Consider the following 21,672-nt stretch of genomic DNA (forward strand, 5'->3'; position numbering starts at 1 on the left):
GTCCCGCGTTGGGCTGCGCAGCAGCCCCATTAAAAAGAACGCGGTGTATCAGACACTCTGTAGCGGCTGGTTTTGGGGCTGCTTCGCAGCCCAACGCGGGACAAGCCCGCTCGCCACAGGGGGGCCGTTTGCTGCGCGACAGCGCTGCTTCGAAGAGGTAGTGAGACCTCCCTCTCCACAGGGGTAATTGTCAGAAGTTAACTGAAGCACTCAGGCGCGCCGTCAGTGGCGCGCCCATGAACAGATAGTCATCGCCCATGTACTCGCCCGCGTCGCGCCAGTAGCGCTTGTCGAACAGGTTGTCGACGCTCAGGCGCAACACCGTCTCGTAGCCGTCGACCTTGGTGGTGTAGCGGCTGCCGATGTTGACCACCGCATAATCCCCCACCTCCACATTGCCGCTGCGGTTGGCGTACTTCTTGGCGCTGTATTGCACACCGCCGAGCACCGCCAGGCCATTGACCCACGGCAAGGCATAATCGGCGTACACACTGGCGCGCAGCTTGGGCACGTTGATCGCCTGGTGCTCTTCGTATTCCGGTGTGCCGCTGCCGTTCACCCGGGCACGAATCGCCGCCACGCTGGTGGAAATCTGCAGGCGGTCGGTGGCCCAGCCGTTGGCCGACAACTCCACGCCGGTGTTCTTCTGCTCGCCCTGTTGCACATAGGTAAAGGCACCGGCGCCCTCCGGCTTGGCGTACTGGTAGGCCTGGCGCGTCTGGAACACGGCGGCGGCGAAGCTGATGCGGCGCCAGTCGTATTTCACCCCGGCTTCGATTTGCCGCGAGGTGGTCGGGGCCAGGGTTTCACTTTGATTGGTCGCAAACCACGGCGCTGTGCCACCCAGGGACAAGCCTTTGCTGTAGCTGGTGTACAGAGAGATATTTTCTATGGGTTTGTAGATCAATGCCGCCTGGGGCAGGAACACGTATTGCTGGGTATGGCGGGCCTGGTCGCCCGTGACGCCGTCGAAGGCTTTTTCATCCAGGCGCACCTCGCGGCCGCCGAGGATGGTTTGCCATTGCTCGTTGAAGCGGATGCGGTCGGTGACGAACAGGCCGTACTGACGGCTGTCGAGGGTGCGATGGCTGTCGTTCAGCGGTTTGTCGGTGGGCGTGAACGTCGGCGCGTCATCGTCGATATTGGTCGTGCCGAGGTACTCGTTGACGGCGTTGCGCTTGTCGACCACCCGGCGAAATGCGCTGGTGCCGAAGGTCAGTTCATGGCCGATGCCTGCGGTGTCGAACAGGCCGGTCATCGCCGCCTGGACTTCATCGTCACGGCGGGTGTCGTCGGGGCTGCGGTAGTCGTAGACGTCGTAGTTGCCTTCGGGCGTGAAGTGGTTGCCGACACCGGTGGTGTCGCCGCCCCAGGCAAACGAACTGTAGTCATCGATCACCACCTTGCTGCGCGCGGCGCTGACGCTGCCTTTCCACTGGTCGCTGAAGCGGTATTCGAACTTGCCATTGAGGTTCAACGCGTCGATGCCGACCTGCTTGGAGCCGCTCTGATGGCCCAGCAGTTTTTTCGGCGAGGCGTCGTGGGGCACTTCGGTGCCGCCCAGCAACTGGTAGCCCGGCACCGAGCGCTGTTGCTTGTTCTGGTATTCCGCGTCGAGTTGCAGCACCGCGTCGGGGCTGATGTTCCAGTCGAAGGCCAGGGACACAAAATCGCGCTGGCCGTTGGCGTGCTCCACGTAGGAGTTGAGGTCTTCGTGGGCGACGTTGGCGCGCAGACCGAATTGCTGCTCGCTGCCAAACCAGCCGCCCACATCAGTGGCGATATAGCCGCTGCCGCGATCATCGGTGGACACCGTCACCGAGCGCACATCCTCCGGGCGCTTGGTCACGTAGTTGATCACGCCGCTGGGTTCGGAAATCCCGCTCTGCAAACCGGCGAGGCCCTTGAGCACTTCCACCTGCTGCTTGTTTTCCAGGGCGACGTTCTGCTCGCCAGTGATGGTGCGCCCGTTGATCTTGTAGCTGCTCGCCGCATTCAGCGAGAAACCGCGTACCACGAAATTTTCGTAGTAACCGATGGGCGCGTAGCTGTCGCCCACCGAGGCGTCGTTGCGCAGCACTTCACTGAGCAGGCGCGCTTGCTGGTCCTTGATCAGCGCGGCATTGATCACCGTGATCGAGGCTGGGGTGTCCAGTAGAGGCGCCTCATTGAAGCCGCCGACCGAGGCGGTGTCTGCGCGATAGCCGGACTCGTCCTGCCCCTGGACCTGCACCGCCGGCAGTTCGACCTGCGCCGCCAGACTGTTGCCGATACCGCCGCTGAGCAGCAGGCCGAGGGCGAAACGTGAAGTGACAACGGGACGAAAACGCAAAACCATGGGGGCAGGGCCTTAAAGCGCAGGGCGGGGGGCGCATAAGCTAGGCATAACAGCCAGGTTTTACAAGCGTTCGGTACCGGCGCGTGCGCTGAGACCGTGCGTCTCAACGCTTGCCGGGCATGTCGATGCCCAGTTGGTTGACTCGGCGGTACAGGGTGGCTCGGGAAATGCCTAGCGCCTGCGCCGTCGGCAACGGCTTCCAGCGATGCCGGATCAACGCGTCCAGTACCACTTGGCGTTCCGGGCTGACGCTGTGCTCGGTCAGCGCCTCGACCTGTTCGCCGCGCACTTCCACCGGTAAGTCCGCCAGTTGAATCGTGCCGCCTTCACACACTGCACAGGCATACGCCAGTACATGGTGCAGTTGGCGCACATTGCCCGGCCAGGCATAGCCCAGCAGCCGTTCCAGCGCGGCCTGGCCGATGCCTACCGAGACGCCGCTGCCGCGTGCTTGCTGCTCCACCAGCCGGTTGATCAATGCCAGTTTGTCACTGCGCTCGCGCAGCGGCGGCAGGCAGAAGCGTGCGCAGCCGAGGCGGAAGTACAGGTCTTCGCGAAAGCGTCCTTCGTTCACCAGCACGGCCAGGTCGCGGTGGCTGGCGCAGATCACCTGGATGTCCACCGTGCGGGTTTTGGCCCCGCCCAGGGGCGCCACTTCACCCTCGGCCATCACCCGCAACAGGCGCGTCTGTAACGCCAGCGGCATATCGCCGATTTCATCAAGGAACAACGTACCGCCATCGGCCTGCACCAACAGCCCCGGCATGCCTTTGCTGGACGCGCCGGTAAAGGCCCCGGCCACGTAGCCGAACAGCTCGCTTTCGATCAGGTTTTCGGGGATCGCTGCGCAGTTCACCGCGACAAAGGGCCCCGCACGGCGGGCGCTGCGTTCGTGCAGTTGGCGGGCGAAAACTTCCTTGCCAGCGCCGGTTTCACCCTGCACCAGGACCGGCAGGTTGCGGTCCTTGACGCGCACGGCCAGGCGCAGGTGTTCTTCCACCCGTGGGTCGACCTGGGTGTGCGCAACGGGACGCGCGGGTTTGCGTCGCGGGGTGTTGACCCGCACGTGCAGCACGCCAGGCTCGCCCAGCCATTGCAGGTGTTGGGTCGATTGATCGGTGACCGAGCGCAACGCATCCAGGTCGAACACTTCGCCGATATGCTCCGGCACCTGGCCGAAACGCCGGCGCAGGGCCTGGCGCGCCTTGCTGTTCAGCGCGTGCAGGCGCCCATCCTGGTCCCAGGCCAGCAGCAGGTCGGGCTGGCTGTCCACATAGCCCGGTGTGCTGTGGGCCTGGAGTACCCAATGCTCGCGGGCGCTGTGCATGAAGAAGGCGTTTTCGATGGCTTGCGCACTCTGCGCCACCATCTGCCGCACCAGGTGCTGGCTGCGCCGGTCGTCCGGGGATTTGAGCGCCGAGGCATCCATCACCCCCAGCAGGTTGCCCTGGGGGTCGAAGATCGGCGCGGCGGAGCAGGTCAGGCTGATAAAGGCGGCACGGAAGTGGTCGCGCTTGTGCACCGTCACTGCGGCCTTGCTGGTCAGTACAGTGGCCACGCCGCAGGTGCCTTCCTCGGCTTCCGACCAGCAGGTGCCGAGGTACAGGCCGGCTTTGCGGCAGTCGCTGCGAATGGCGGTGTCGACGCGGTGGTCGATGGTCTGGCCCTGGGCGTCGGTGAGCATCACGCAGTAGTCGGCGTGGCGCACCCGGTGGTGCAGTTGCCCGACTTCTTCGCTGGCGATGCGCATGAACAGTTCGGCGCGCTCGCGGCATTCCTTGAGCAAGGGTTCGGTGAGGATACGGGGCCCCTGCAGCGAGCCGGGGTCGAGGTGGTGTTGCTCCATGGAGCGCCGCCATGAATCGAAAATCAGCGACGGCACCGGCGCCTGGGGCAGGCGATCGGCATTGCGGACCACGCGACTGACACAGTCGACGTGTTCCCTGGAGTTCGCGGCGAACATAAGGCCTCCGGTTCTCGATCATTGTTGTTATGCCCGCCATTAAGCGCCCATGGGCGTCGGCGGACAAGGCTGGCCTGACCAACTGCCGAGGTTGAGACGCAGCGTCTCAATTGGCCTGAGACGCTGCCTGCACGTTGCAATGCCGGGTCTCATTCTGCGCTGGCACCGCGCAGCGGTACAACCGTGCGGCACTGCTCTGGGTCAAGGCTTTGCCAGGTTTTTGTGCGCCTTGGCACAGCCTGTGCTGAACCGCTTACAGCTGGCCGCAGCCAGCCTTTTGTGTGTCGAGACAACCTGGAGAACAACAAGATGTCCACTCACCTGTCCACCGATCAACTGCTGCATGCCTACACCGTGATGCGCACCATCCGTGATTTCGAAGAGCGCCTGCATGTGGAATTTGCCACCGGCGAGATCCCCGGTTTCGTGCACCTGTATGCCGGCCAGGAAGCCAGCGCCGCGGGGGTCATGGCCCACCTCAACGATGAAGATTGCATCGCCTCCAACCACCGTGGCCACGGCCATTGCATCGCCAAGGGCGTGGATGTGTTCGGCATGATGGCCGAGATCTACGGCAAGAAAACCGGCGTGTGCGGCGGCAAGGGGGGCTCCATGCACATCGCCGACCAGGAGAAGGGCATGCTCGGCGCCAACGGCATTGTCGGTGCCGGTGCGCCGTTGGCGGCAGGCGCTGCGCTGGCCTCCAAGCTCAAGGGCAGCCAGGGCGTGGCCGTGGCCTTCTTCGGCGACGGCGGCTCTAACGAGGGCGCGGTGTTCGAGGCGATGAACCTGGCGTCGATCATGAAGCTGCCGTGCCTGTTCGTCGCCGAGAACAACGGCTATGCCGAGGCCACCGGTTCCGGCTGGTCGGTGGCGTGCAAGGACATTGCCGAACGGGCGGTGGGCTTTGGCATGCCGGGGGTGATTGTCGATGGCAATGATTTCTTCGCCGTGCACGCGGCAGTGGGCGTAGCCGTAGAACGCGCGCGCAACGGCGAGGGGCCGACGCTGGTGGAGGTCAAGTTGAGCCGTTTCTACGGCCACTTCGAAGGCGATGCACAAACCTATCGTGGCCCGGATGAAGTGAAGAACCTGCGCGAATCCCACGACTGCCTCGCACTGTTCCGCCAGCGCTGCAATGCCGAAGGCTGGCTCGATGCCGCGCAGTTCGAACGTATCGACGGCGAGGTCGCGCAGTTGATCGACGACGCCGTGCGCCTGGCCAAGTCCGATCCCAAGCCCCAGGCCGCCGACCTGCTCAGCGATGTCTACGTCGCCTACCGCTAATAACAACAAGACTCGGAGAGAATCTCATGGCTCGCAAAATCAGCTATCAGCAGGCAATCAACGAAGCCCTGGCCCAGGAAATGCGCCGGGACCAGAGTGTGTTCATCATCGGCCAGGACGTCTCCGGCGGCACCGGTTCGCCCGGCGAGCAGGACGCCTGGGGCGGAGTGCTCGGCGTGACCAAGGGCCTGTACCCGGAGTTTCCAGACCGCGTACTCGATGCGCCGTTGTCCGAAGTCGGCTACGTCGGCATGGCCGTCGGCGCCGCCACCCGTGGCATGCGCCCGGTGTGCGAATTGATGTTCGTCGACTTTATCGGCTGCTGCCTCGACCAGTTGCTCAACCAGGCCGCCAAGTTTCGCTACATGTTCGGCGGCAAGACCACTACTCCGCTGGTGGTGCGCGCCATGTACGGCGCCGGCCTGCGCGCGGCGGCCCAGCATTCGCAGATGCTGACTTCGATGTGGACGCACATTCCCGGCCTCAAGGTGGTGTGCCCGGCCACGCCGTATGACGCCAAGGGCATGTTGATCCAGGCGATCCGCGACAACGACCCGGTGATCTTCCTCGAACACAAGATGCTCTACAGCCTGCAGGGCGAAGTGCCGGAAGAGCTGTACACCGTGCCGTTCGGCGAAGCCAACTTTGTTCGCGAAGGCCGCGACGTGACCCTGGTGACCTACGGGCGCATGGTGCATATCGCCCTGGAAGCCGCCGCCAACCTGGCACGCCAGGGCATCGACTGCGAGGTGCTGGACCTGCGCACCACCAGCCCGTTGGACGAAGACAGCATCCTTGAGAGCGTGGAGAAAACCGGGCGCCTGGTGGTGATCGACGAGTCCAATCCGCGTTGTTCCATCGCCACCGACATCAGTGCGTTGGTGGCCCAGCAGGGCTTCTCGTTCCTGCGCGCGCCGATCGAGATGGTCACCGCGCCGCACACGCCGGTGCCGTTTTCCGATGCGCTGGAAGACCTGTATATCCCCAACGCCGCGAAGATCGAGGCCGCCGTGCTGAAGATCGCCGACAAGAGGAATGCCGCATGATCCATACCTTGACCATGCCCAAGTGGGGGCTGTCGATGACCGAAGGTCGCATCGATGTCTGGCTCAAGCAGCCCGGCGACCGGGTGGAGAAGGGCGAAGAAGTGCTGGACGTGGAGACCGACAAGATCTCCAGCAGTGTCGAGGCGCCGTTCAGTGGCGTGCTGCGCCGCGTACTGGCGCTGAGCGACGAGACCTTGCCAGTGGGCGCGCTGCTGGGGATCGTGGTGGAAGGCGAGGCCAGCGAGGCCGAGATCGAGGCGGTGATCGAAAGCTTCAACGCCGGCTTCGTCTCCAGCAGTGCCGAAGCCGAGGCCACCGGGCCGAGTGCGCAGAAGGTCGAGGTGGGCGGGCGTTTGTTGCGTTATCTCGACCTGGGCGAGGGCGGTACGCCGCTGGTGCTGGTGCATGGCTTTGGTGGCGACTTGAACAACTGGCTGTTCAACCAACCGGCCCTGGCCGCCGAGCGCCGGGTGATCGCCCTGGATCTGCCGGGGCATGGCGAGTCGGGCAAGCATCTGCAAACCGGTGACGCCGAGGAGCTGAGCCAGGCGGTGCTGGCCTTGCTCGATCACCTCCAGCTCGACCGCGTGCACCTGGCCGGGCACTCCATGGGTGGGTTGGTTTCGCTGAGGGTTGCTGACCAGGCCCCGGAGCGCGTCGCGTCGCTGACCCTGATCGCCAGCGCCGGGCTGGGGGCGGATATCAATGGTGATTACCTGCACGGTTTTGCCGAGGCCAATAACCGTAATGCGCTCAAGCCGCAACTGGTGCAACTGTTCAGCGACCCGGCGCTGGTGACGCGGCAGATGCTGGAGGACATGCTCAAGTTCAAGCGCTTGGAAGGGGTGGATCAGGCGCTGCGCCAGCTCAATGCCAAGCTGTTTGATGGCGGTCGGCAGATGTTGGACTTGCGCAACGTGGTGGGCCAGCAGCCGAGCCTGGTGATCTGGGGCAGTGACGATGCAATCATCCCGGCCGGCCATGCCCAGGGGTTGGAGGCCCAGGTGGAGATATTGCCGGGGCAGGGGCATATGGTGCAGTTGGAGGCGGCGGAGCGGGTTAACTCGCTAATCTCAACCTTCCTAAAAGCCCAACCTTGAAATGCAATCCAATGTGGGAGGGGGCCTTGCCCCCTCCCACATTTTTTAGATGCATTTCAAAGTGAGTGCTTTAGGGTTTCGCTGGGCAGTTCCTTGAACAATGCTCGATAGCTGTTAGAGAACCGCCCCAAATGCCAGAACGACCAGTTCATCGCCACCTCGGCCACGGTCGTTCCGGGACTGTTCAACAACTCACGCCGCGCCCCATTCAACCGGCGCAGGCGCAACCACTGCGCCGGGCTCATCCCGGTGTAGGTCTTGAACCCTTGCTGCAACTGGCGCAACGGCACACCGGCAATCTGCGCCAGTTCCAGCAGGTTGACGGTTTCATCCGGCGCATCCGCCGACCATTCGCCAACGCGTGCCATCAACCGGCGTTCTTCACTGCGCTTTTGCAATGAACTGCGGTCCAGGCACGCGCAGGCGTTGTCGAGGATGAACAGGCAGTCGTCGAGCAATTGCTGAGTGAGGGACACTGGGTCGCTGACCGTGGACACGCGCGTCAGCGTGCCACTTAGCCAGCGGCTGAACAGCGCGTTTTGCTGGCAGGTCAGCGGTGCCATGAACAGGCCTTCCAGCCGCGCCATATCCAGGCCATGGCGCTGCACGAAGTGCGGCCCGAACACCACCGCCACTTCGCGGTAGTTTTCCGGGGTGATCCAGGTATTGCGGCTTTCGCCATTGAGCACATACAGCGCGTTGTCGCTGCCATCGAAACAGAACGCCAGTGCGCCCGTTGGTGCTTTGAAGTGCTGCTCGACGCGGGTGTTCATGCTTTCTTCGTACACCTCGACCCCTTGCAGGTCGAGGTAGCGGATGCGGCCGGCAAAGTGCCCCGGGGACATCTGCTGGTACTGCTGCACCCAACCGGGTGTCGCACTGCATTGAGCGGCCACATCACCGGTGGTGAAGGCCTGTACGCGCAAAGCGGTTGCCTGGGTCATGGGTGATCCGTGCGCACTCTATTGGTGCGTTGTGCCGCGTGCAAAGTGGATAGATGGCCTGTGAAGGCTGGCCCAAGATAGACCTCAATGCGCCGCGAGTACAAGCCGGCGCAAGCCAACCCGTCTGCCGGAGCGTGTGTTGCTGCTGTTGAGCGTCTAAAAAAAACCAAAAGGGGTGTCGATATGCGTCTTGTGAAAAAGCTTCTCCCGCTGGCCTTGGTGGCTGCATTCAGCAGCACCAGCGAAGCGGCACAAACGGTGAGCGTCTACAACTGGACCGACTATATCGGCGAGACCACCCTGGCTGATTTCCAGGCCGCAACCTCGATCAAGGTGATCTACGACGTCTTCGACTCCAACGAAACCCTGGAGGGCAAGTTGCTCGCCGGTCGCACCGGCTATGACGTGGTGGTGCCGTCCAACCACTTTTTAGCGCGCCAGGTGAAGGCCGGGGCTTTCCTCAAGCTCGACCGCGCGCAGTTGCCCAACTTCAAGAACCTCGACCCCAAGCTGCTCAAGCTGCTGGAGAAAAACGACCCAGGCAATGCGCACTCGGTGCCGTACCTGTGGGGCACCAACGGCATCGGCTATAACGTCGACAAGGTCAAGCAGGTGCTGGGCATCGACCATATCGATTCATGGGCGGTGCTGTTCGAGCCGGAGAACATCAAGAAGCTCAACCAGTGCGGCGTGGCCTTCCTCGACTCGGCGGATGAGCTGTTCCCGGCGATCCTCAACTACATGGGCAAGGACCCGCGCAGCGAGAATGCCGAGGACTACAAGCAAGCCGAGGCCAAGCTGTTGACGCTGCGGCCGTACATCACCTACTTCCATTCCTCCAAGTACATTTCGGACCTGGCCAACGGTGATATCTGCGTGGCGTTCGGCTATTCCGGCGATGTGTTCCAAGCGGCCAACCGCGCCAAGGAAGCCAAGAACGGCGTGAATATCGCCTACTCGATTCCCAAGGAAGGCTCCAACCTGTGGTTCGACCTGCTGGCGATCCCGGCCGATGCGAGCAACCCGAAAGCGGCCCATGCGTTTATCAACTACCTGCTCGACCCTGAAGTGATCGCCAAGGTCAGCGCCTCGGTCGGTTACGCCAATGCCAACCCGGCGGCCAAGGCGTTCATGGCCCCGGAACTGGTGAACAACCCTGAGGTGTACCCGTCCCAGGCTGTGCTCGACAAACTCTATATTTCCACCACGCCCACCCCGGCGACCATGCGCCTGATGACCCGCGCCTGGAGCAAAGTGAAGACCAACAAATGATCCCCTCCAGCGACCATGCCCGTTCCTATTACCTCGCGTCCGCGAATGCCATGCCGGAGCGCCCGTCACTGGGCGCCGACCTGAGCGCCGATGTGTGTGTGATCGGCGGTGGGTTTACCGGCGTCAACACCGCTATCGAACTGGCCCAGCGCGGGCTCTCGGTGGTCCTGCTGGAGGCCCGGCGCATCGGCTGGGGCGCCAGTGGGCGCAACGGTGGGCAGTTGATTCGTGGCATCGGCCACGATGTGTCGGGGTTTGCCAAGTACGTGGGCGAGGAGGGCGTGCGTTACTTGGAGCGGGCCGGTATTGAGTCGGTGGCGTTGGTGGGGGAACGCATTCGTGAGCACGGGATCGACTGCGATTTGCGTTGGGGCTTCTGTGAGCTGGCCAATACCCCGGCGCAATTCGCGGCGTTCAAGGGCGAGCAGCAGAACCTGGCGCGCCAGGGTTATGTGCATGAAACCCGCCTGGTGGGGCCCGAGGATATGCAGGAGGTGGTCGGCTCGATGGTGTATGCCGGCGGCCTGGTCGATAGGGGCTCCGGGCACCTGCACCCGCTGAACCTGGTGCTCGGCGAGGCGCAGGTGGCCGAGTCCCTGGGGGTGAAGATTTTTGAACACACTGAGGTGTTGGCATTGATCCACGGCGACACCGTGCAGGTGCGCTGTGCCAGAGGTACGGTGCGGGCGGCCAGCCTGGTGCTGGCCTGCAATGCACACCTGGAAGAACTCGAACCGCGCCTGAGCGGCAAGGTGCTGCCAGCGGGCAGCTACATCATCGCCACCGAGCCGCTGTCGGTTGAATTGGCCAACCAGTTGATCCCACAGAACCTGGCGCTGTGCGACCAGAAAGTCGGCCTGGATTACTACCGGCTGTCCGCCGACCGTCGCTTATTGTTCGGCGGCGCCTGCCATTACTCGGGACGCGATCCCAAAGACATCGCCGCCTATATGCAGCCCAAGATGCTCAAGGTGTTCCCGCAACTGGCCAACACCGCCATCGCGTTCCAGTGGGGCGGCAAGATCGGCATCACCGCCAATCGCTTCCCGCAGGTCGGGCGGTTGCAGCAGTACCCGAATGTGTTCTACGCCCAGGGCTATTCCGGGCACGGGTTGAACGTCACTCACTGGTGCGCGCGGCTGCTGGCCGAAGGCATACACGCGGGCCACAGCCAGGGCCTGGATATTTTCAGCCAGGTGCCGCACATGACCTTTCCGGGCGGAAAAGCGTTGCGCTCGCCGCTGCTGGCGTTGGGGATGGCGTGGCATCGTTTGCGGGAATTGATGCATTGAAGCCTGGGGCGTGGCAGGCTGTGGACGAAGTTTTCCTACGACTTTTGGAGATTTACCGTGCCAACAGCATCTGCAGCAATTGAAATCCCGGTATCGGCCGATCAGGTCTGGAAATTGGTTGGCGGCTTTAACAGCCTGCCCGACTGGTTGCCGCTGATCGTTAAGAGCGAGCCCGGCGAGGGCGGCCGCGTGCGTCACCTGGAAACCGCCGACGGCGGTGTGGTGGTGGAGCGTTTGCAGACCTTCGATAACGTCGGGCGTACTTACAGCTACACCATTGAAGCGTCGCCGTTTCCGGTGAGTGCCTATCTTGCGACTGTGCAAGTTGAGGCGTTGACGGAGTCGTCGGCAAAGGTAACGTGGTCCGGGGTGTTTACCCCGGCGGCGGGTACTACGGAGGCGGCGGTGGAAGAGCTGTTTGCCGGCATGTACAGCGGCGGGCTTGAGGCGCTGCGGGCCAACTTCCCGGCCTGATCCGATCTACCCGGCAATGCAAGGTATCTACACAACGTTCAGAGACTTTCGAGTTCCCCTGTGGCGAGCGGGCTTGCCCTAATGCCCGTCAGTTAAGGCTTTTTGTAGGAGCGAGCTTGCTCGCGAAAAACTCACAGGCGCCGCGTTTATTCAGGAGGCACGCGTTATCGTTGACGTTTTTCGCGAGCAAGCTCGCTCCTACAGGAGGCGATGTACGCTTACTGACTGACTGGCTTATGGATCAGGCTTCGGGCATCAGTTGCTGGCGGCATTCCAGGATCAGGCGCGCACCGCCTTGCTCGCTGGTGCCGACTTCCAACTTGAACCCATGCAAGTTGATGATCGCGGCCACGATCGATAGGCCCAATCCAAACCCGCCTTGCTGGTCGCCTTCATCCACCCGATAAAAGCGCTGGAACACCGCGTCGCGTTCTGCCGCCGGTATGCCGGGCCCGGAGTCGTGCACTTCGATGCGCGTGCTGCCGGCGTCGTTGAGCCCGCGCAGGATCACTTCGCCCCCCGCTGGGGAGAACTTGATCGAGTTGCTCAGCAGGTTGGCCAAGGCTTCGAACAACAGGGCGCGGTCGCCGGTGATCCATGGCAGGGACTCGGGGACTTCGAGGCGCAGGTGCAATTCGCCTTCTTCGGCCAGGGGCAGGTAGAAGTCATGCAACTCGCGCAGCAGGGGCAGCGGGTCCATGACCAGGAAACCGGAGCGGCGCTGGTGGTCTTCCAGTTCGGAAATGCGCAACAGCCCGCGAAAACGCGCCATCAGGGTGTCGGTCTCGGCGATGGCGTCGTCCAGTTTTACCGCGTAGCCGGAGTCCTGCTCGGCCTCCTGCCGGATGCGGTAGAGCTGTGCGCGCAGGCGGGTCAGCGGGGTGCGCAGGTCATGGGCGATGTTGTCGCAGACGCCCTTGACCTCGTTCATCAGCTTCTCGATGCGGTCGAGCATGGCGTTGACGATGGCGGCGAGCATGTCCAGTTCATCACGGCGGTTGGACAGCGGCAAACGGTGGGTAAGGTCGCCGGCGACGATGGCTTCGGCGCTGGCCTGGATCCCGCGAATCCGTCGCAATGGGCGGCGGCGCAACAGATGCCAGCCAGCAGCGCCGGGGATAATCGTCAGGGACAGCGCCCACAGCAGGGCATGCCAGATGATCCGCGTCACACCGAACAGCGAGCCGTTGGCGCGCACCAGCACCAGCCAGCGGCCTTCGTCGGTGTGGGTGGCGACGGCGTCGCAGCTGTCCTTGGGCAGTTTGGGGTCGTCGGAGTCGACGCAGTTGGTCAGGGTGTGGATCTTGCCGTCCAGCGGCAGGTCGGGTGGGATCGCGCGGATCGGTCCGCTCAAGGGGCGGAATTGCTCATCGAACAGGCCGTAGGCGTCCACGCCTTTCATGTCGAAGGTCATGCTGGTGGTCAGCGCTTCCACCAGTTCTTCGCCGTCGAAACGCTGGAACAGGTGCTGGCGCTGCATCAGCGAATGGCGCGAGAGGTCGCCCAGGTAACCGGACACCTCGTAATACAGCACCCCCATGAGGATGCAGCTCCAGGCCACGAACAACGAACTGTAGAGCGCCAGCAAGCGGCTGCTGGAAGAGCGCCAGCCTTTAGAGGGGTTCAGCAATGACATAACCGGAACCTCGTACCGTGCGGATCAGCGGCGTGAGGCCCGGTGGATCGATTTTCTTGCGCAGACGGCCGATGTGCACGTCGATCAGGTTGGTGCCCGGGTCGAAGTGATAACCCCAGACTTCCTCGAAGATCATCATCCGCGACAGGATCTGCCCGGTGTTGCGCATGAGGAATTCGAGCAATTTGTACTCGGTGGGCAGCAGGCTCAGGGGCTGGTCGGCGCGGCTGGCTTCGCGGCTGATCAGGTTGAGTTCCAGGTCGGCCACGCGCAGTGCGGTTTCGAATTCCTTGACCGTGCTTTTACGGCGCAGCAGCACCTCGACGCGGGCGGCCATTTCGTCGGAGGCAAACGGCTTGGTGAGGTAGTCATCCCCCCCGGCGCGCAGGCCGCGCACGCGCTCGTCGACATCGGAGAGGGCGCTGATCATCAGGATCGGCGTCGACACACCGATGGTGCGCAAGGTGGTGACGATGGCCAGGCCGTCGAGTTCCGGCAGCATGCGGTCGAGGGTGATCAGATCGTAATCACCACTCACGGCGCGGACCAGGCCTTCGCGGCCGTTGTCCACCCAATCTACGTCCAGTCCATGGCTACTCAGCTCGGCGACGATCTCGCGGGCCGTTACGGCGTCATCCTCGATGGTCAAAATGCGGGTCATAGGATTACCTGGTGAGCGATTCACACTAGAAGTGGGGGCATTTTGCCAAGAAATGGCTGAACGCTTCCTAAATAAAACTTCATCTAGGCCCAGACCCCCATTTCATGACGAACAACGGTCGGTGTGGGAGGGGGCTTACCCCCGGTAACCACGATGCGAAGCGAGTCGCCCTTGATCTTGATCTTGCTTTTGATCTTGATCTTGATCTCAGGCGCCCCGTTAAACCACGCTGGCCGGAATTCGATAGTGATTTGGGGGGTAAACCGGCAGGGATGCCGGTTTAGCCGCCCCGCGCCATGGAGGGCGCGTGGCGGCGGCCTCCCAAATCACTGTCGGATTACGGGCACACCGAGCCTGGGCGAGGTGCCGAGTGGTGGGGCGAAGCGTTTTGCTTACTTTTGCGCTGTTCAAAAGTGAGCCGCCGTAAGGGCGGAACCCATAGCGGCCGTTACCGCAGCAACGGATATGTACCCGGTCCAATCCAAAAAAATGGTCGGCCCAGAGGCCGCCATCGGGAGCAAGCCCCCTCCCACAGGGAATGCATAACGCCCGCCTGCAACAATCATTTCTTGCAAGTTGCATGGTTTAGGCAAGTTCAATTTACTTAACCTATTGAAATTCAAAGGATTTAATTTTTGGCGCGACTGGCATGCTGCCTGCACTGTCCCTTTTGAGACTTGTAACACTATATTTTTCCTGCCGGGAGCAAAACAACAATGATCACATCCTCATCCACGCTGCAAGAGTCGAGCACGCTCTCCGGGGTTTCCTGGGGGGCGATTTTTGCCGGGGCCGCTGCGGCGGCTGCGTTGTCTCTGATTCTGGTATTGCTGGGCTTCGGCCTGGGCTTTTCGGCGGTGTCGCCGTGGGCCGACAGCGGTATCAGCGCCAAGGGGCTTGGCATTTCCACGATTATCTGGCTGGCCTTTACCCAGATCGTCGCCTCCGGGCTGGGTGGCTATATCGCCGGCCGGTTGCGCGTGAAGTGGGCCAATATGCACGGCGATGAGGTGTACTTTCGCGACACTGCCCATGGTTTCCTGGCCTGGGCGGTTGCCACGCTGGTCACCGCAGTGCTGGTGGTCGGTTCGGTCAGCAGTGTGGTCAGCGGTGGTGTGAAAGCCGGTGCCAGCGTGGCAGCGGGTGCGGCCAGCGGTATCAGCCAAGCCGCAGGCAGTGCCGCCAAAGGCGTCAACGGTGGTGACTTTGACTACTACGTCGACAGCCTGTTTCGTGATGATCGCCCGGTCGCCGTCAGTGATGACGCTGCCCATGGCGTGGTTGCACGCATCTTGACCCGCACCCTGAGCAACGACGGCCAACTCGCCGCTGAAGACCGTGCCTACCTGGCCCAGTTGATCAGCCAGCGCACCAACCTCAGCCAGGCCGATGCCGAAGCGCGTATCGACAAGGTGTATGGCGAGGCGCGTAAAGCGCTCGAAGACGCCAAGCTCAAAGCCAAGCAAGCCGCTGACACCGCCGCCAAAGTCGCTGCCTATACCTCGCTGTGGACCTTTGTCGCACTGTTGATCGGCGCCTTCTTCGCCAGCTTCGCCGCAACCTTTGGTGGCCGTCGCCGCGATGCCGTGGTGTACGTCGAAACCGAAACCTACGTTCGTTAATTCAAGGAGAACACCATGCGCTCATTACTTCTGTGGTTCCTCGGCGTGCCGATCCCGGTGATCATCCTGATCGCAATTTTCATGCACTGATCCCGAGCTCAGCTCGGCCCGATGTGGGAGGGGACAAGTTCCCTCCCACATTTGGGTTTGTGGAGTGTCAGCCAGGTCGCTACCAACAGTGCGCTGGCAACGGCGGTCATGATTACCAGCGGCTGCGAGGTACCGTCGGACAGCAGCCCGGTGGCCCAACTGCTCACGGCAGTGAGGAACATCTGGGTAAAGAAGAACAACCCCGACGCGGTTCCTGCTATCGCGCCGTACGGCTGCAACACTGACAGTTGGCACGCCGGAATCACCATCCCCACCGACACCATGATCACCAGCATCGGCAGCACGATCGCCAGCCATTCCCCCGGCATAGCGATGGTGGCAACTGCGAGCATCACGCTGCCCAGCACGTTCAAGCCAATGGCTGCATTGATCAACCGGTCCGGCTCAAAGCGCCGCACCAGCCTGCGGAACAGGTTCGCGCCGAGCATGTAGCCGCTGATCGTCGCCGCGAACACCAGCGCATAGGCCGTGGCAGACAAATGAAAGCCCCGTTGCAGCAGCGCCGAAGACTCACTGATAAACGGGAAATAGGTGCTGTACACGCAGCCGATCGCCAGGGAATAGCGCAGGAAATAGCGGTCGCCCAGTAACTGGCCGTAGAGGCGCAGCAGGTTGCTCGGCGGCGCGGCGGCGACATCCGCCGGGCGGGTTTCGGGCAGGCGGCGATACACCACCAGGTAGAGCACTGCGCCGATCACGCCGAGCAGCACAAACAGGCCGCGCCAGTCGATGAAGGGCAACATCAGGCTGCCCAGCACCGGAGCGGCCATCGGGGACACGGCCATGGCCATGGAAATCAGGCCCAGCAGGCGCGCCTGTTCATCCCGGTCAAAATAGTCGCGCACGATCACCCGACCGATCACCGTGGTGCAGCACCCGCCCAGGGCCTGGAACAGGCGGGCGATAATCAGCACACCGATGCTGTCGGCCAGGGCGCAGGCTACAGTAGCCAGCACGTACAGAAACAGTCCCGCCAGCAACACGGGACGGCGGCCGAAACGGTCGGTCAGCGGGCCGCTGATCAGCAGGGAGATCGCCGAACCGAAGGTGTACAGCGTGAGGGTCAACTGCAACTGGCTGTCGCTGGTCTGGAAGTAATCGGCCATGGCGGGCAGGGCGGGCAGGTGCATGTCCAGGGTGATGCGTGGCAGGCCGATCAGCACGGTCAGCAGTATCAGCCAGAACCACGGGGAGAGGGCGCGTTGAGTCATGGGCGGTGTCTTCACAAGGAGGAGAGCCCGCACTCTAGCGGCATTGTGGTTTAATCCTCAGGGCCGCTTATGACGAAAATGATTGGACCACTATGAGCCGAGGAAAAACCTCATCCGCCCTGGACCTGCCGCGTCCCGACAGCCTGGAGGTGGGAAAGCAGCAGGGTGCCTACGAGGCCTTGCGCGCAGCAATCCTGAACCGACAGGTGCCGGCGGGCAGCCGTTTGCCGTCCACCCGCAGCCTCGCCGAACGCTGGCGGGTATCCCGTGGCACGCTGGAGGCGGCGTTCGACCGCCTGCACAGCGAGGGCTATGTGCAGCGCGTGGCCGGTTCCGGTACGCGGGTGTGTGCGGTGATCCCCGAGCAATTCATTGCGGCACCTGCACCTCGCGCGATGCCTCGTCGCGAAGTGGCGGTTGATCGCCCCGAATCCGGGGTGCAGAGCCATGTGCCTTTTGTCGCTCGGCGACCGGACGCCAGCCTGTTTGACATGAAGGCCTGGGCGCGTTGCATTTCCCGGGGACTGCTATCGGCGGGGCCGGGTGCGCTCGAGGCGGGCCATCCCGCCGGGCTGCCGGAACTGCGTGCACAGATCGCCGACTACCTGCGCAGCTATCGTGGCATGCACTGTGAGGCGGATGAAGTGATCGTCACCACCGGCATTCGCCACGCCCTTGACTTGATCGCGCGTACGCTGCTCAAGCCCGGTGACACGGCCTGCGTCGAAGACCCTGGTTATCCACCGGCACGACGCTTGTTCGGGCTGGCGGGTGCAGAGGTCCAGGCGATTGCGGTCACGGCCGAGGGGCTCGATACCGCTCAACTCCCCGACACGGCGCGCCTGGTCTACGTCACCCCGGCCCACCAGGCACCGTTGGGCATGACCCTGTCGGTGTCGCGACGCCTGGCGCTGCTGGACTGGGCTGCCCGCGCCGGAGCCTGGGTGGTGGAAGACGACTATGACAGCGAATACAACTACCACAGCGCACCGCTGGCGGCGCTCAAATCCCTGGATGCCAATGACCGGCTGATCTACTGCGGCAGCTTCAACAAAAACCTGTTCCCCGGTTTGCGCGTCGGCTTCATGGTGGTGCCCAAGGCACTGCGCCCGGCGTTGTTGCGCACCCTGCAACTCACCGGGCATTCGGTGGGGGCCATTGATCAGTTGGGGTTGCTGGAGTTTCTCGGCAGCGGCGCTTTCGTGCGCCACTTGCGGGCGTCCCGCCAGGCGTATCAGGCGCGGCGCGATGTGTTGCTCGACTGCCTTGGGCCCCACTGTACGATCAGCGGGCAGCAGGCCGGATTGCATTTTGTGTTGTGGTTGCCGACCGGTGTCGAGGAAGACGAATTCTGTGCGCGTGCCGCACAAGCCGGGCTGACGTTGCAGCCACTGGGCAAGTTCTGCGTCGAGGCGATCCTGCCGCCAGCGGTCATCATCGGCTACACCGCGTTGACCCTGGCGCAGATCCGCTTTCACGGGCGTGCGCTAGCCCAATTACTGCCGGTCAGTCATCAAACCCGACCTGCTCGTGAATCTCGTCCACCTTCAACTCCAACCGATACGCCACCGCAATAAACAGCGCCTGGCACAGGCACAAGGTCGCGCTCAATGAGCGGAAGGCAAACGACGAGCCTTCATTCACCAACAGCACCGCGTTCGCCCGCTTGGCCAGGGGCGACAGGTTGCTGTCGGTGATGATCAGGGTCTTGGCCTGATGGTGCTGGGCGATCCGCAGGCAGTGCTGGGTCTCTTTGCCGTAGGGCGTGAAGCTGATGGCGATCACCAGGTCATTGGCCCGCACGCTGCGCATCTGCTCGCGATAGCTGCCGCCCAAGCCGGAAATCAGGTGGATGCGCTTGTTGGTGTGCTGCAGGTTGTAGACCAGGTAGTCGGCCACCGCGAACGAACGGCGCACACCGACCACGTAGATATTGTCGGCGTTGACCACCAGGTCGACGGCCTTGTCGAAGGCCACATCATCCAGTTCCAGCCCCAGGCGCTCGATACCCGAGAGGGTCGCGTTGACGCACTCGCGGGCCAGGTCGCCGCCGCTGGCTTTCTGCGACTTGTTGGCGATCATGCTGCGGATGCGCTGCTGGTAGTTCTGCACCGGCGTGGTTTTGTGGGTGTAGGCCTCGCGAAACAGCGCCTGCATCTCACTGAAGCCACTGAAGCCGAAACGCTGGGAAAACCGCACGATCGCCGAAGGGTGCACTTCGCATTCGCGGGCGATGTCGCTGATGCGGTCGACCATGATCCGGTCGCTCTGCTGGCTCATGTAGCTGGCGATGCGCTTGAGCTGGCGCGGCAGGCTCTCGTATTCGTCGGTGATCAGCTGCAACAGGCGTTCGGCATTGATCGGAGGGCTGGCGACTGTGTCTTCCAGGGTGGTCTCGGGATCGGTGCGGGACATGGGCAATCCTTCTGGCGTGTTCGTCTGGTGCGCTGATGGGTGGCGCAAGTCTACAGGGTAGGCGCAAAAAAATACCCCGGCATCACGGCCCGCGTGGCCTGCTGAAACGATGCACGGCGGCTGGCATGCCCCTATGCTGACGTATTGGAAAAAATATTCCACTAAAAATAATTCTGGAATAAATATTGATTGCGCGCGCTGGACGTTCTAGTCTGCTTCCACCAAGAGCGTTTGCCGTCGCCACGGCGGTACAACGCAGGCTGATAAAAATAACAGGAGCCAGCATGGGCCAGACTCGTTTTGCCAGTGGGCGTCAATTGGATCTGATTTGCCTCGGGCGCCTGGGCGTCGACCTCTATGCACAGCAAGTAGGTGCGCGGCTTGAGGACGTGTCCAGCTTCGCCAAATACCTCGGCGGTTCCTCCGCCAATATCGCGTTCGGCACTGCCAGGCTGGGGCTCAAGTCGGCAATGTTGAGCCGGGTAGGGGACGACCACATGGGGCGTTTCCTGGTGGAGTCCCTGGCCCGCGAAGGCTGCGATGTCAGTGGCATCAAGGTCGACCCGGAACGCCTCACCGCCCTGGTGCTGCTGGGCCTCAAGGACCGCGAAACCTTTCCTCTGGTGTTCTACCGCGAAAACTGCGCTGACATGGCCCTGCGCGCCGAGGACGTCAACGAAGCCTTTATTGCCTCCAGCAAAGCCTTGCTGATCACCGGCACGCATTTCTCCACCGACGGCGTGTACAAGGCCAGCATCCAGGCCCTGGACTATGCGGCCAAGCACAACGTCAAGCGCGTGCTGGATATCGACTACCGCCCCGTGCTGTGGGGCCTGGCGGGTAAGGCTGACGGTGAAACCCGGTTTGTCGCCGACCAGAACGTCAGCCAGCATGTGCAGAACATCCTGCCGCGTTTCGACCTGATCGTCGGCACCGAAGAAGAATTCCTGATCGCCGGCGGCAGCGAAGATCTGCTCACCGCCTTGCGCACCGTGCGTGAACTGACCCCGGCGACCCTGGTGGTCAAGCTCGGCCCGCAAGGCTGCACGGTGATCCACGGCGCGATCCCGGCGCGGCTGGAAGATGGCGCCATCTACCCCGGCGTGCGGGTTGAAGTGCTCAACGTGCTGGGCGCTGGCGATGCCTTTATGTCCGGCTTTCTCAGCGGCTGGATCAATGACGCGAGCGATGAGCGCTGCAGCCAATTGGCCAATGCCTGCGGCGGTCTCGTCGTGTCGCGCCACGCCTGTGCGCCGGCCATGCCGACGCCTGCCGAGCTGGATTACCTGTTCAGCAGCCCGGTGCCGATCACCCGGCCTGACCAGGACGCGACCCTGCAACGTCTGCACCGCGTCACTGTGCCGCGCAAAGCCTGGAAACAGCTGTTCATCTTTGCCTTCGATCACCGCTGGCAACTGGTCGACCTGGCGCAACGCGGCGGCCAGGACCTGACCCGCATCAGCGAGATCAAGCAGCTGTTTATCCAGGCCATCGAACGCGTGGAGAAAAAGCTCGCCGAGCAGGGTGTCGAGGCCGACGTGGGCCTGTTGGCCGACCAGCGCTTCGGCCAGGACGCGCTGAATGCCGCCAGCGGTCGTGGCTGGTGGATCGCGCGCCCGGTGGAGGTGCAGAACTCGCGGCCGCTGGCGTTCGAACATGGCCGCTCGATCGGCAGCAACCTGATTGCCTGGCCCCAGGAGCAGATCATCAAGTGCCTGGTGCAATACCACCCCGACGACGAGCCCCTGTTGCGCCTGGAGCAGGAAGCGCAACTCAAGGCGGTGTACGAGGCTTCGGTGACCAGCGGCCATGAACTGTTGCTGGAAGTCATCCCGCCCAAGGACCATCCGTCCACCTACCCTGACGTGCTCTACCGCAGCCTCAAGCGCCTGTACAACCTGGGTATCTACCCGGCGTGGTGGAAGATCGAGGCACAGTCGGCCGAGGACTGGAAAAAGCTCGACGAACTGATCCAGGAGCGCGACCCGTACTGCCGTGGCGTGGTGTTGCTGGGTCTGAACGCCTCGGCCGAATGCCTGGCCGCCGGCTTCCAGCAAGCCAGCCAGAGCAGTACCTGCCGTGGGTTTGCCGTGGGCCGCACGATCTTCCAGGAACCGAGCCGTTTGTGGATGGCGGGGGAGATTGATGATGAGACGTTGATTCAGCAGGTACAGGCGACCTTCGAACAACTCATCAACGCCTGGCGCAGTGCCCGAGGCTAAACCCAGCTCTAAATGTGAGGGGGCAAGCCCTCCCCACATAAAGCAGAAAGCAGATCTCAGTGATACCTGAAAATAATA

16 protein-coding genes are annotated in these 21,672 nt (G+C 62.8%); 9 read left to right on the forward strand and 7 right to left on the reverse strand.

Going from position 1 to position 21,672, the window contains the following annotated elements; genetic code table 11:
- Positions 1-190 precede the first annotated feature (190 nt).
- Entirely contained in the window at positions 191-2,338 is a 2,148-nt protein-coding gene (locus AD670_RS17160) for a TonB-dependent siderophore receptor (protein ID WP_053134782.1), read from the reverse strand.
- Between the two features lie 103 nt (positions 2,339-2,441).
- A complete protein-coding gene (locus AD670_RS17165) occupies positions 2,442-4,301 on the reverse strand; it encodes a sigma-54-dependent Fis family transcriptional regulator (protein WP_053134786.1) in 1,860 nt (619 codons plus the stop codon).
- Between the two features lie 309 nt (positions 4,302-4,610).
- On the opposite strand from AD670_RS17165, the gene AD670_RS17170 reads away from it, so the two are divergent.
- The 3 genes from AD670_RS17170 to AD670_RS17180 are packed head-to-tail and all read left to right on the forward strand — an operon-like array spanning position 4,611 to position 7,734.
- Entirely contained in the window at positions 4,611-5,588 is a 978-nt protein-coding gene (locus AD670_RS17170) for a thiamine pyrophosphate-dependent dehydrogenase E1 component subunit alpha (protein WP_053134789.1), read from the forward strand.
- Between the two features lie 26 nt (positions 5,589-5,614).
- Positions 5,615-6,634, forward strand: a complete 1,020-nt coding sequence (locus AD670_RS17175) for an alpha-ketoacid dehydrogenase subunit beta (protein WP_027606544.1) — start codon at positions 5,615-5,617, stop codon at positions 6,632-6,634.
- Positions 6,631-7,734, forward strand: a complete 1,104-nt coding sequence (locus tag AD670_RS17180; protein WP_053134792.1) for an acetoin dehydrogenase dihydrolipoyllysine-residue acetyltransferase subunit — start codon at positions 6,631-6,633, stop codon at positions 7,732-7,734. Before AD670_RS17175 ends, AD670_RS17180 begins: the two co-directional genes overlap by 4 nt.
- Before the next feature lie 56 nt (positions 7,735-7,790).
- On the opposite strand, the gene AD670_RS17185 is transcribed toward AD670_RS17180, so the two are convergent.
- Positions 7,791-8,678 carry a helix-turn-helix domain-containing protein gene (locus AD670_RS17185; RefSeq protein WP_053134795.1) on the reverse strand — a complete coding sequence of 296 codons (888 nt, stop codon included), beginning with the start codon at positions 8,676-8,678 and terminating at the stop codon, positions 7,791-7,793.
- A gap of 183 nt (positions 8,679-8,861) precedes the next feature.
- On the opposite strand from AD670_RS17185, the gene AD670_RS17190 reads away from it, so the two are divergent.
- The 3 genes from AD670_RS17190 to AD670_RS17200 are packed head-to-tail and all read left to right on the forward strand — an operon-like array spanning position 8,862 to position 11,716.
- Complete coding sequence (locus AD670_RS17190; protein WP_053134798.1) at positions 8,862-9,950, forward strand: polyamine ABC transporter substrate-binding protein; 1,089 nt, start codon at positions 8,862-8,864, stop codon at positions 9,948-9,950.
- The gene (locus AD670_RS17195) at positions 9,947-11,242 is read left to right on the forward strand and encodes an FAD-binding oxidoreductase (RefSeq protein WP_053134802.1); all 1,296 of its coding nucleotides are present in this window, start codon (positions 9,947-9,949) and stop codon (positions 11,240-11,242) included. The genes AD670_RS17190 and AD670_RS17195 overlap by 4 nt, the downstream gene beginning before the upstream one ends.
- 57 nt (positions 11,243-11,299) lie before the next feature.
- The gene (locus AD670_RS17200) at positions 11,300-11,716 is read left to right on the forward strand and encodes an SRPBCC family protein (RefSeq protein ID WP_053134804.1); all 417 of its coding nucleotides are present in this window, start codon (positions 11,300-11,302) and stop codon (positions 11,714-11,716) included.
- A gap of 241 nt (positions 11,717-11,957) precedes the next feature.
- On the opposite strand, the gene AD670_RS17205 is transcribed toward AD670_RS17200, so the two are convergent.
- Together AD670_RS17205 and AD670_RS17210 are read right to left on the reverse strand one after the other, a co-directional pair.
- Positions 11,958-13,352: a HAMP domain-containing sensor histidine kinase gene (locus AD670_RS17205; RefSeq protein ID WP_053134807.1), complete on the reverse strand. Its 1,395-nt coding sequence runs from the start codon at positions 13,350-13,352 to the stop codon at positions 11,958-11,960.
- The gene (locus tag AD670_RS17210) at positions 13,330-14,013 is read right to left on the reverse strand and encodes a response regulator transcription factor (RefSeq protein ID WP_010564812.1); all 684 of its coding nucleotides are present in this window, start codon (positions 14,011-14,013) and stop codon (positions 13,330-13,332) included. Before AD670_RS17210 ends, AD670_RS17205 begins: the two co-directional genes overlap by 23 nt.
- 716 nt (positions 14,014-14,729) lie before the next feature.
- Between AD670_RS17210 and AD670_RS17215 the strand changes: the two genes are divergently transcribed.
- On the forward strand, positions 14,730-15,635 hold the full coding sequence (locus tag AD670_RS17215) for a hypothetical protein (protein WP_053134810.1): 906 nt from the start codon (positions 14,730-14,732) through the stop codon (positions 15,633-15,635).
- Positions 15,636-15,733: 98 nt separating this feature from the next.
- Here AD670_RS17215 and AD670_RS17220 read toward each other — a convergent pair whose 3' ends face one another.
- Positions 15,734-16,957, reverse strand: a complete 1,224-nt coding sequence (locus AD670_RS17220; RefSeq protein ID WP_053134813.1) for a multidrug effflux MFS transporter — start codon at positions 16,955-16,957, stop codon at positions 15,734-15,736.
- Between the two features lie 92 nt (positions 16,958-17,049).
- Here AD670_RS17220 and AD670_RS17225 point away from each other — a divergent pair, with 92 nt between their 5' ends.
- Positions 17,050-18,534 (forward strand): PLP-dependent aminotransferase family protein, encoded by a 1,485-nt coding sequence (locus tag AD670_RS17225; protein ID WP_053134816.1) that lies wholly within the window; start codon positions 17,050-17,052, stop codon positions 18,532-18,534.
- On the opposite strand, the gene AD670_RS17230 is transcribed toward AD670_RS17225, so the two are convergent.
- The gene (locus tag AD670_RS17230; protein WP_017735816.1) at positions 18,464-19,372 is read right to left on the reverse strand and encodes a MurR/RpiR family transcriptional regulator; all 909 of its coding nucleotides are present in this window, start codon (positions 19,370-19,372) and stop codon (positions 18,464-18,466) included. The two genes, AD670_RS17225 and AD670_RS17230, sit on opposite strands and share 71 nt — an antisense overlap.
- Before the next feature lie 284 nt (positions 19,373-19,656).
- On the opposite strand from AD670_RS17230, the gene iolC reads away from it, so the two are divergent.
- Positions 19,657-21,594: a 5-dehydro-2-deoxygluconokinase gene (gene iolC / locus AD670_RS17235; protein ID WP_053134819.1), complete on the forward strand. Its 1,938-nt coding sequence runs from the start codon at positions 19,657-19,659 to the stop codon at positions 21,592-21,594.
- Positions 21,595-21,672: the final 78 nt, after the last annotated feature.

It is taken from the genome of Pseudomonas sp. MIACH (genome assembly GCF_001269925.1).
In the GTDB taxonomy this organism is placed as follows: domain Bacteria; phylum Pseudomonadota; class Gammaproteobacteria; order Pseudomonadales; family Pseudomonadaceae; genus Aquipseudomonas.

What these genes read in the sequence shown, in the direction of transcription:
- AD670_RS17160 (WP_053134782.1), bottom strand. Translation starts at nt 2,338, where the DNA reads ATGGTTTTGCGTTTTCGTCCCGTTGTCACTTCACGTTTCGCCCTCGGC.
- AD670_RS17165 (WP_053134786.1), bottom strand. Translation starts at nt 4,301, where the DNA reads ATGTTCGCCGCGAACTCCAGGGAACACGTCGACTGTGTCAGTCGCGTG.
- AD670_RS17170 (WP_053134789.1), top strand. Translation starts at nt 4,611, where the DNA reads ATGTCCACTCACCTGTCCACCGATCAACTGCTGCATGCCTACACCGTG.
- AD670_RS17175 (WP_027606544.1), top strand. Translation starts at nt 5,615, where the DNA reads ATGGCTCGCAAAATCAGCTATCAGCAGGCAATCAACGAAGCCCTGGCC.
- AD670_RS17180 (WP_053134792.1), top strand. Translation starts at nt 6,631, where the DNA reads ATGATCCATACCTTGACCATGCCCAAGTGGGGGCTGTCGATGACCGAA.
- AD670_RS17185 (WP_053134795.1), bottom strand. Translation starts at nt 8,678, where the DNA reads ATGACCCAGGCAACCGCTTTGCGCGTACAGGCCTTCACCACCGGTGAT.
- AD670_RS17190 (WP_053134798.1), top strand. Translation starts at nt 8,862, where the DNA reads ATGCGTCTTGTGAAAAAGCTTCTCCCGCTGGCCTTGGTGGCTGCATTC.
- AD670_RS17195 (WP_053134802.1), top strand. Translation starts at nt 9,947, where the DNA reads ATGATCCCCTCCAGCGACCATGCCCGTTCCTATTACCTCGCGTCCGCG.
- AD670_RS17205 (WP_053134807.1), bottom strand. Translation starts at nt 13,352, where the DNA reads ATGTCATTGCTGAACCCCTCTAAAGGCTGGCGCTCTTCCAGCAGCCGC.
- AD670_RS17210 (WP_010564812.1), bottom strand. Translation starts at nt 14,013, where the DNA reads ATGACCCGCATTTTGACCATCGAGGATGACGCCGTAACGGCCCGCGAG.
- AD670_RS17215 (WP_053134810.1), top strand. Translation starts at nt 14,730, where the DNA reads ATGATCACATCCTCATCCACGCTGCAAGAGTCGAGCACGCTCTCCGGG.
- AD670_RS17220 (WP_053134813.1), bottom strand. Translation starts at nt 16,957, where the DNA reads ATGACTCAACGCGCCCTCTCCCCGTGGTTCTGGCTGATACTGCTGACC.
- AD670_RS17225 (WP_053134816.1), top strand. Translation starts at nt 17,050, where the DNA reads ATGAGCCGAGGAAAAACCTCATCCGCCCTGGACCTGCCGCGTCCCGAC.
- AD670_RS17230 (WP_017735816.1), bottom strand. Translation starts at nt 19,372, where the DNA reads ATGTCCCGCACCGATCCCGAGACCACCCTGGAAGACACAGTCGCCAGC.
- iolC (WP_053134819.1), top strand. Translation starts at nt 19,657, where the DNA reads ATGGGCCAGACTCGTTTTGCCAGTGGGCGTCAATTGGATCTGATTTGC.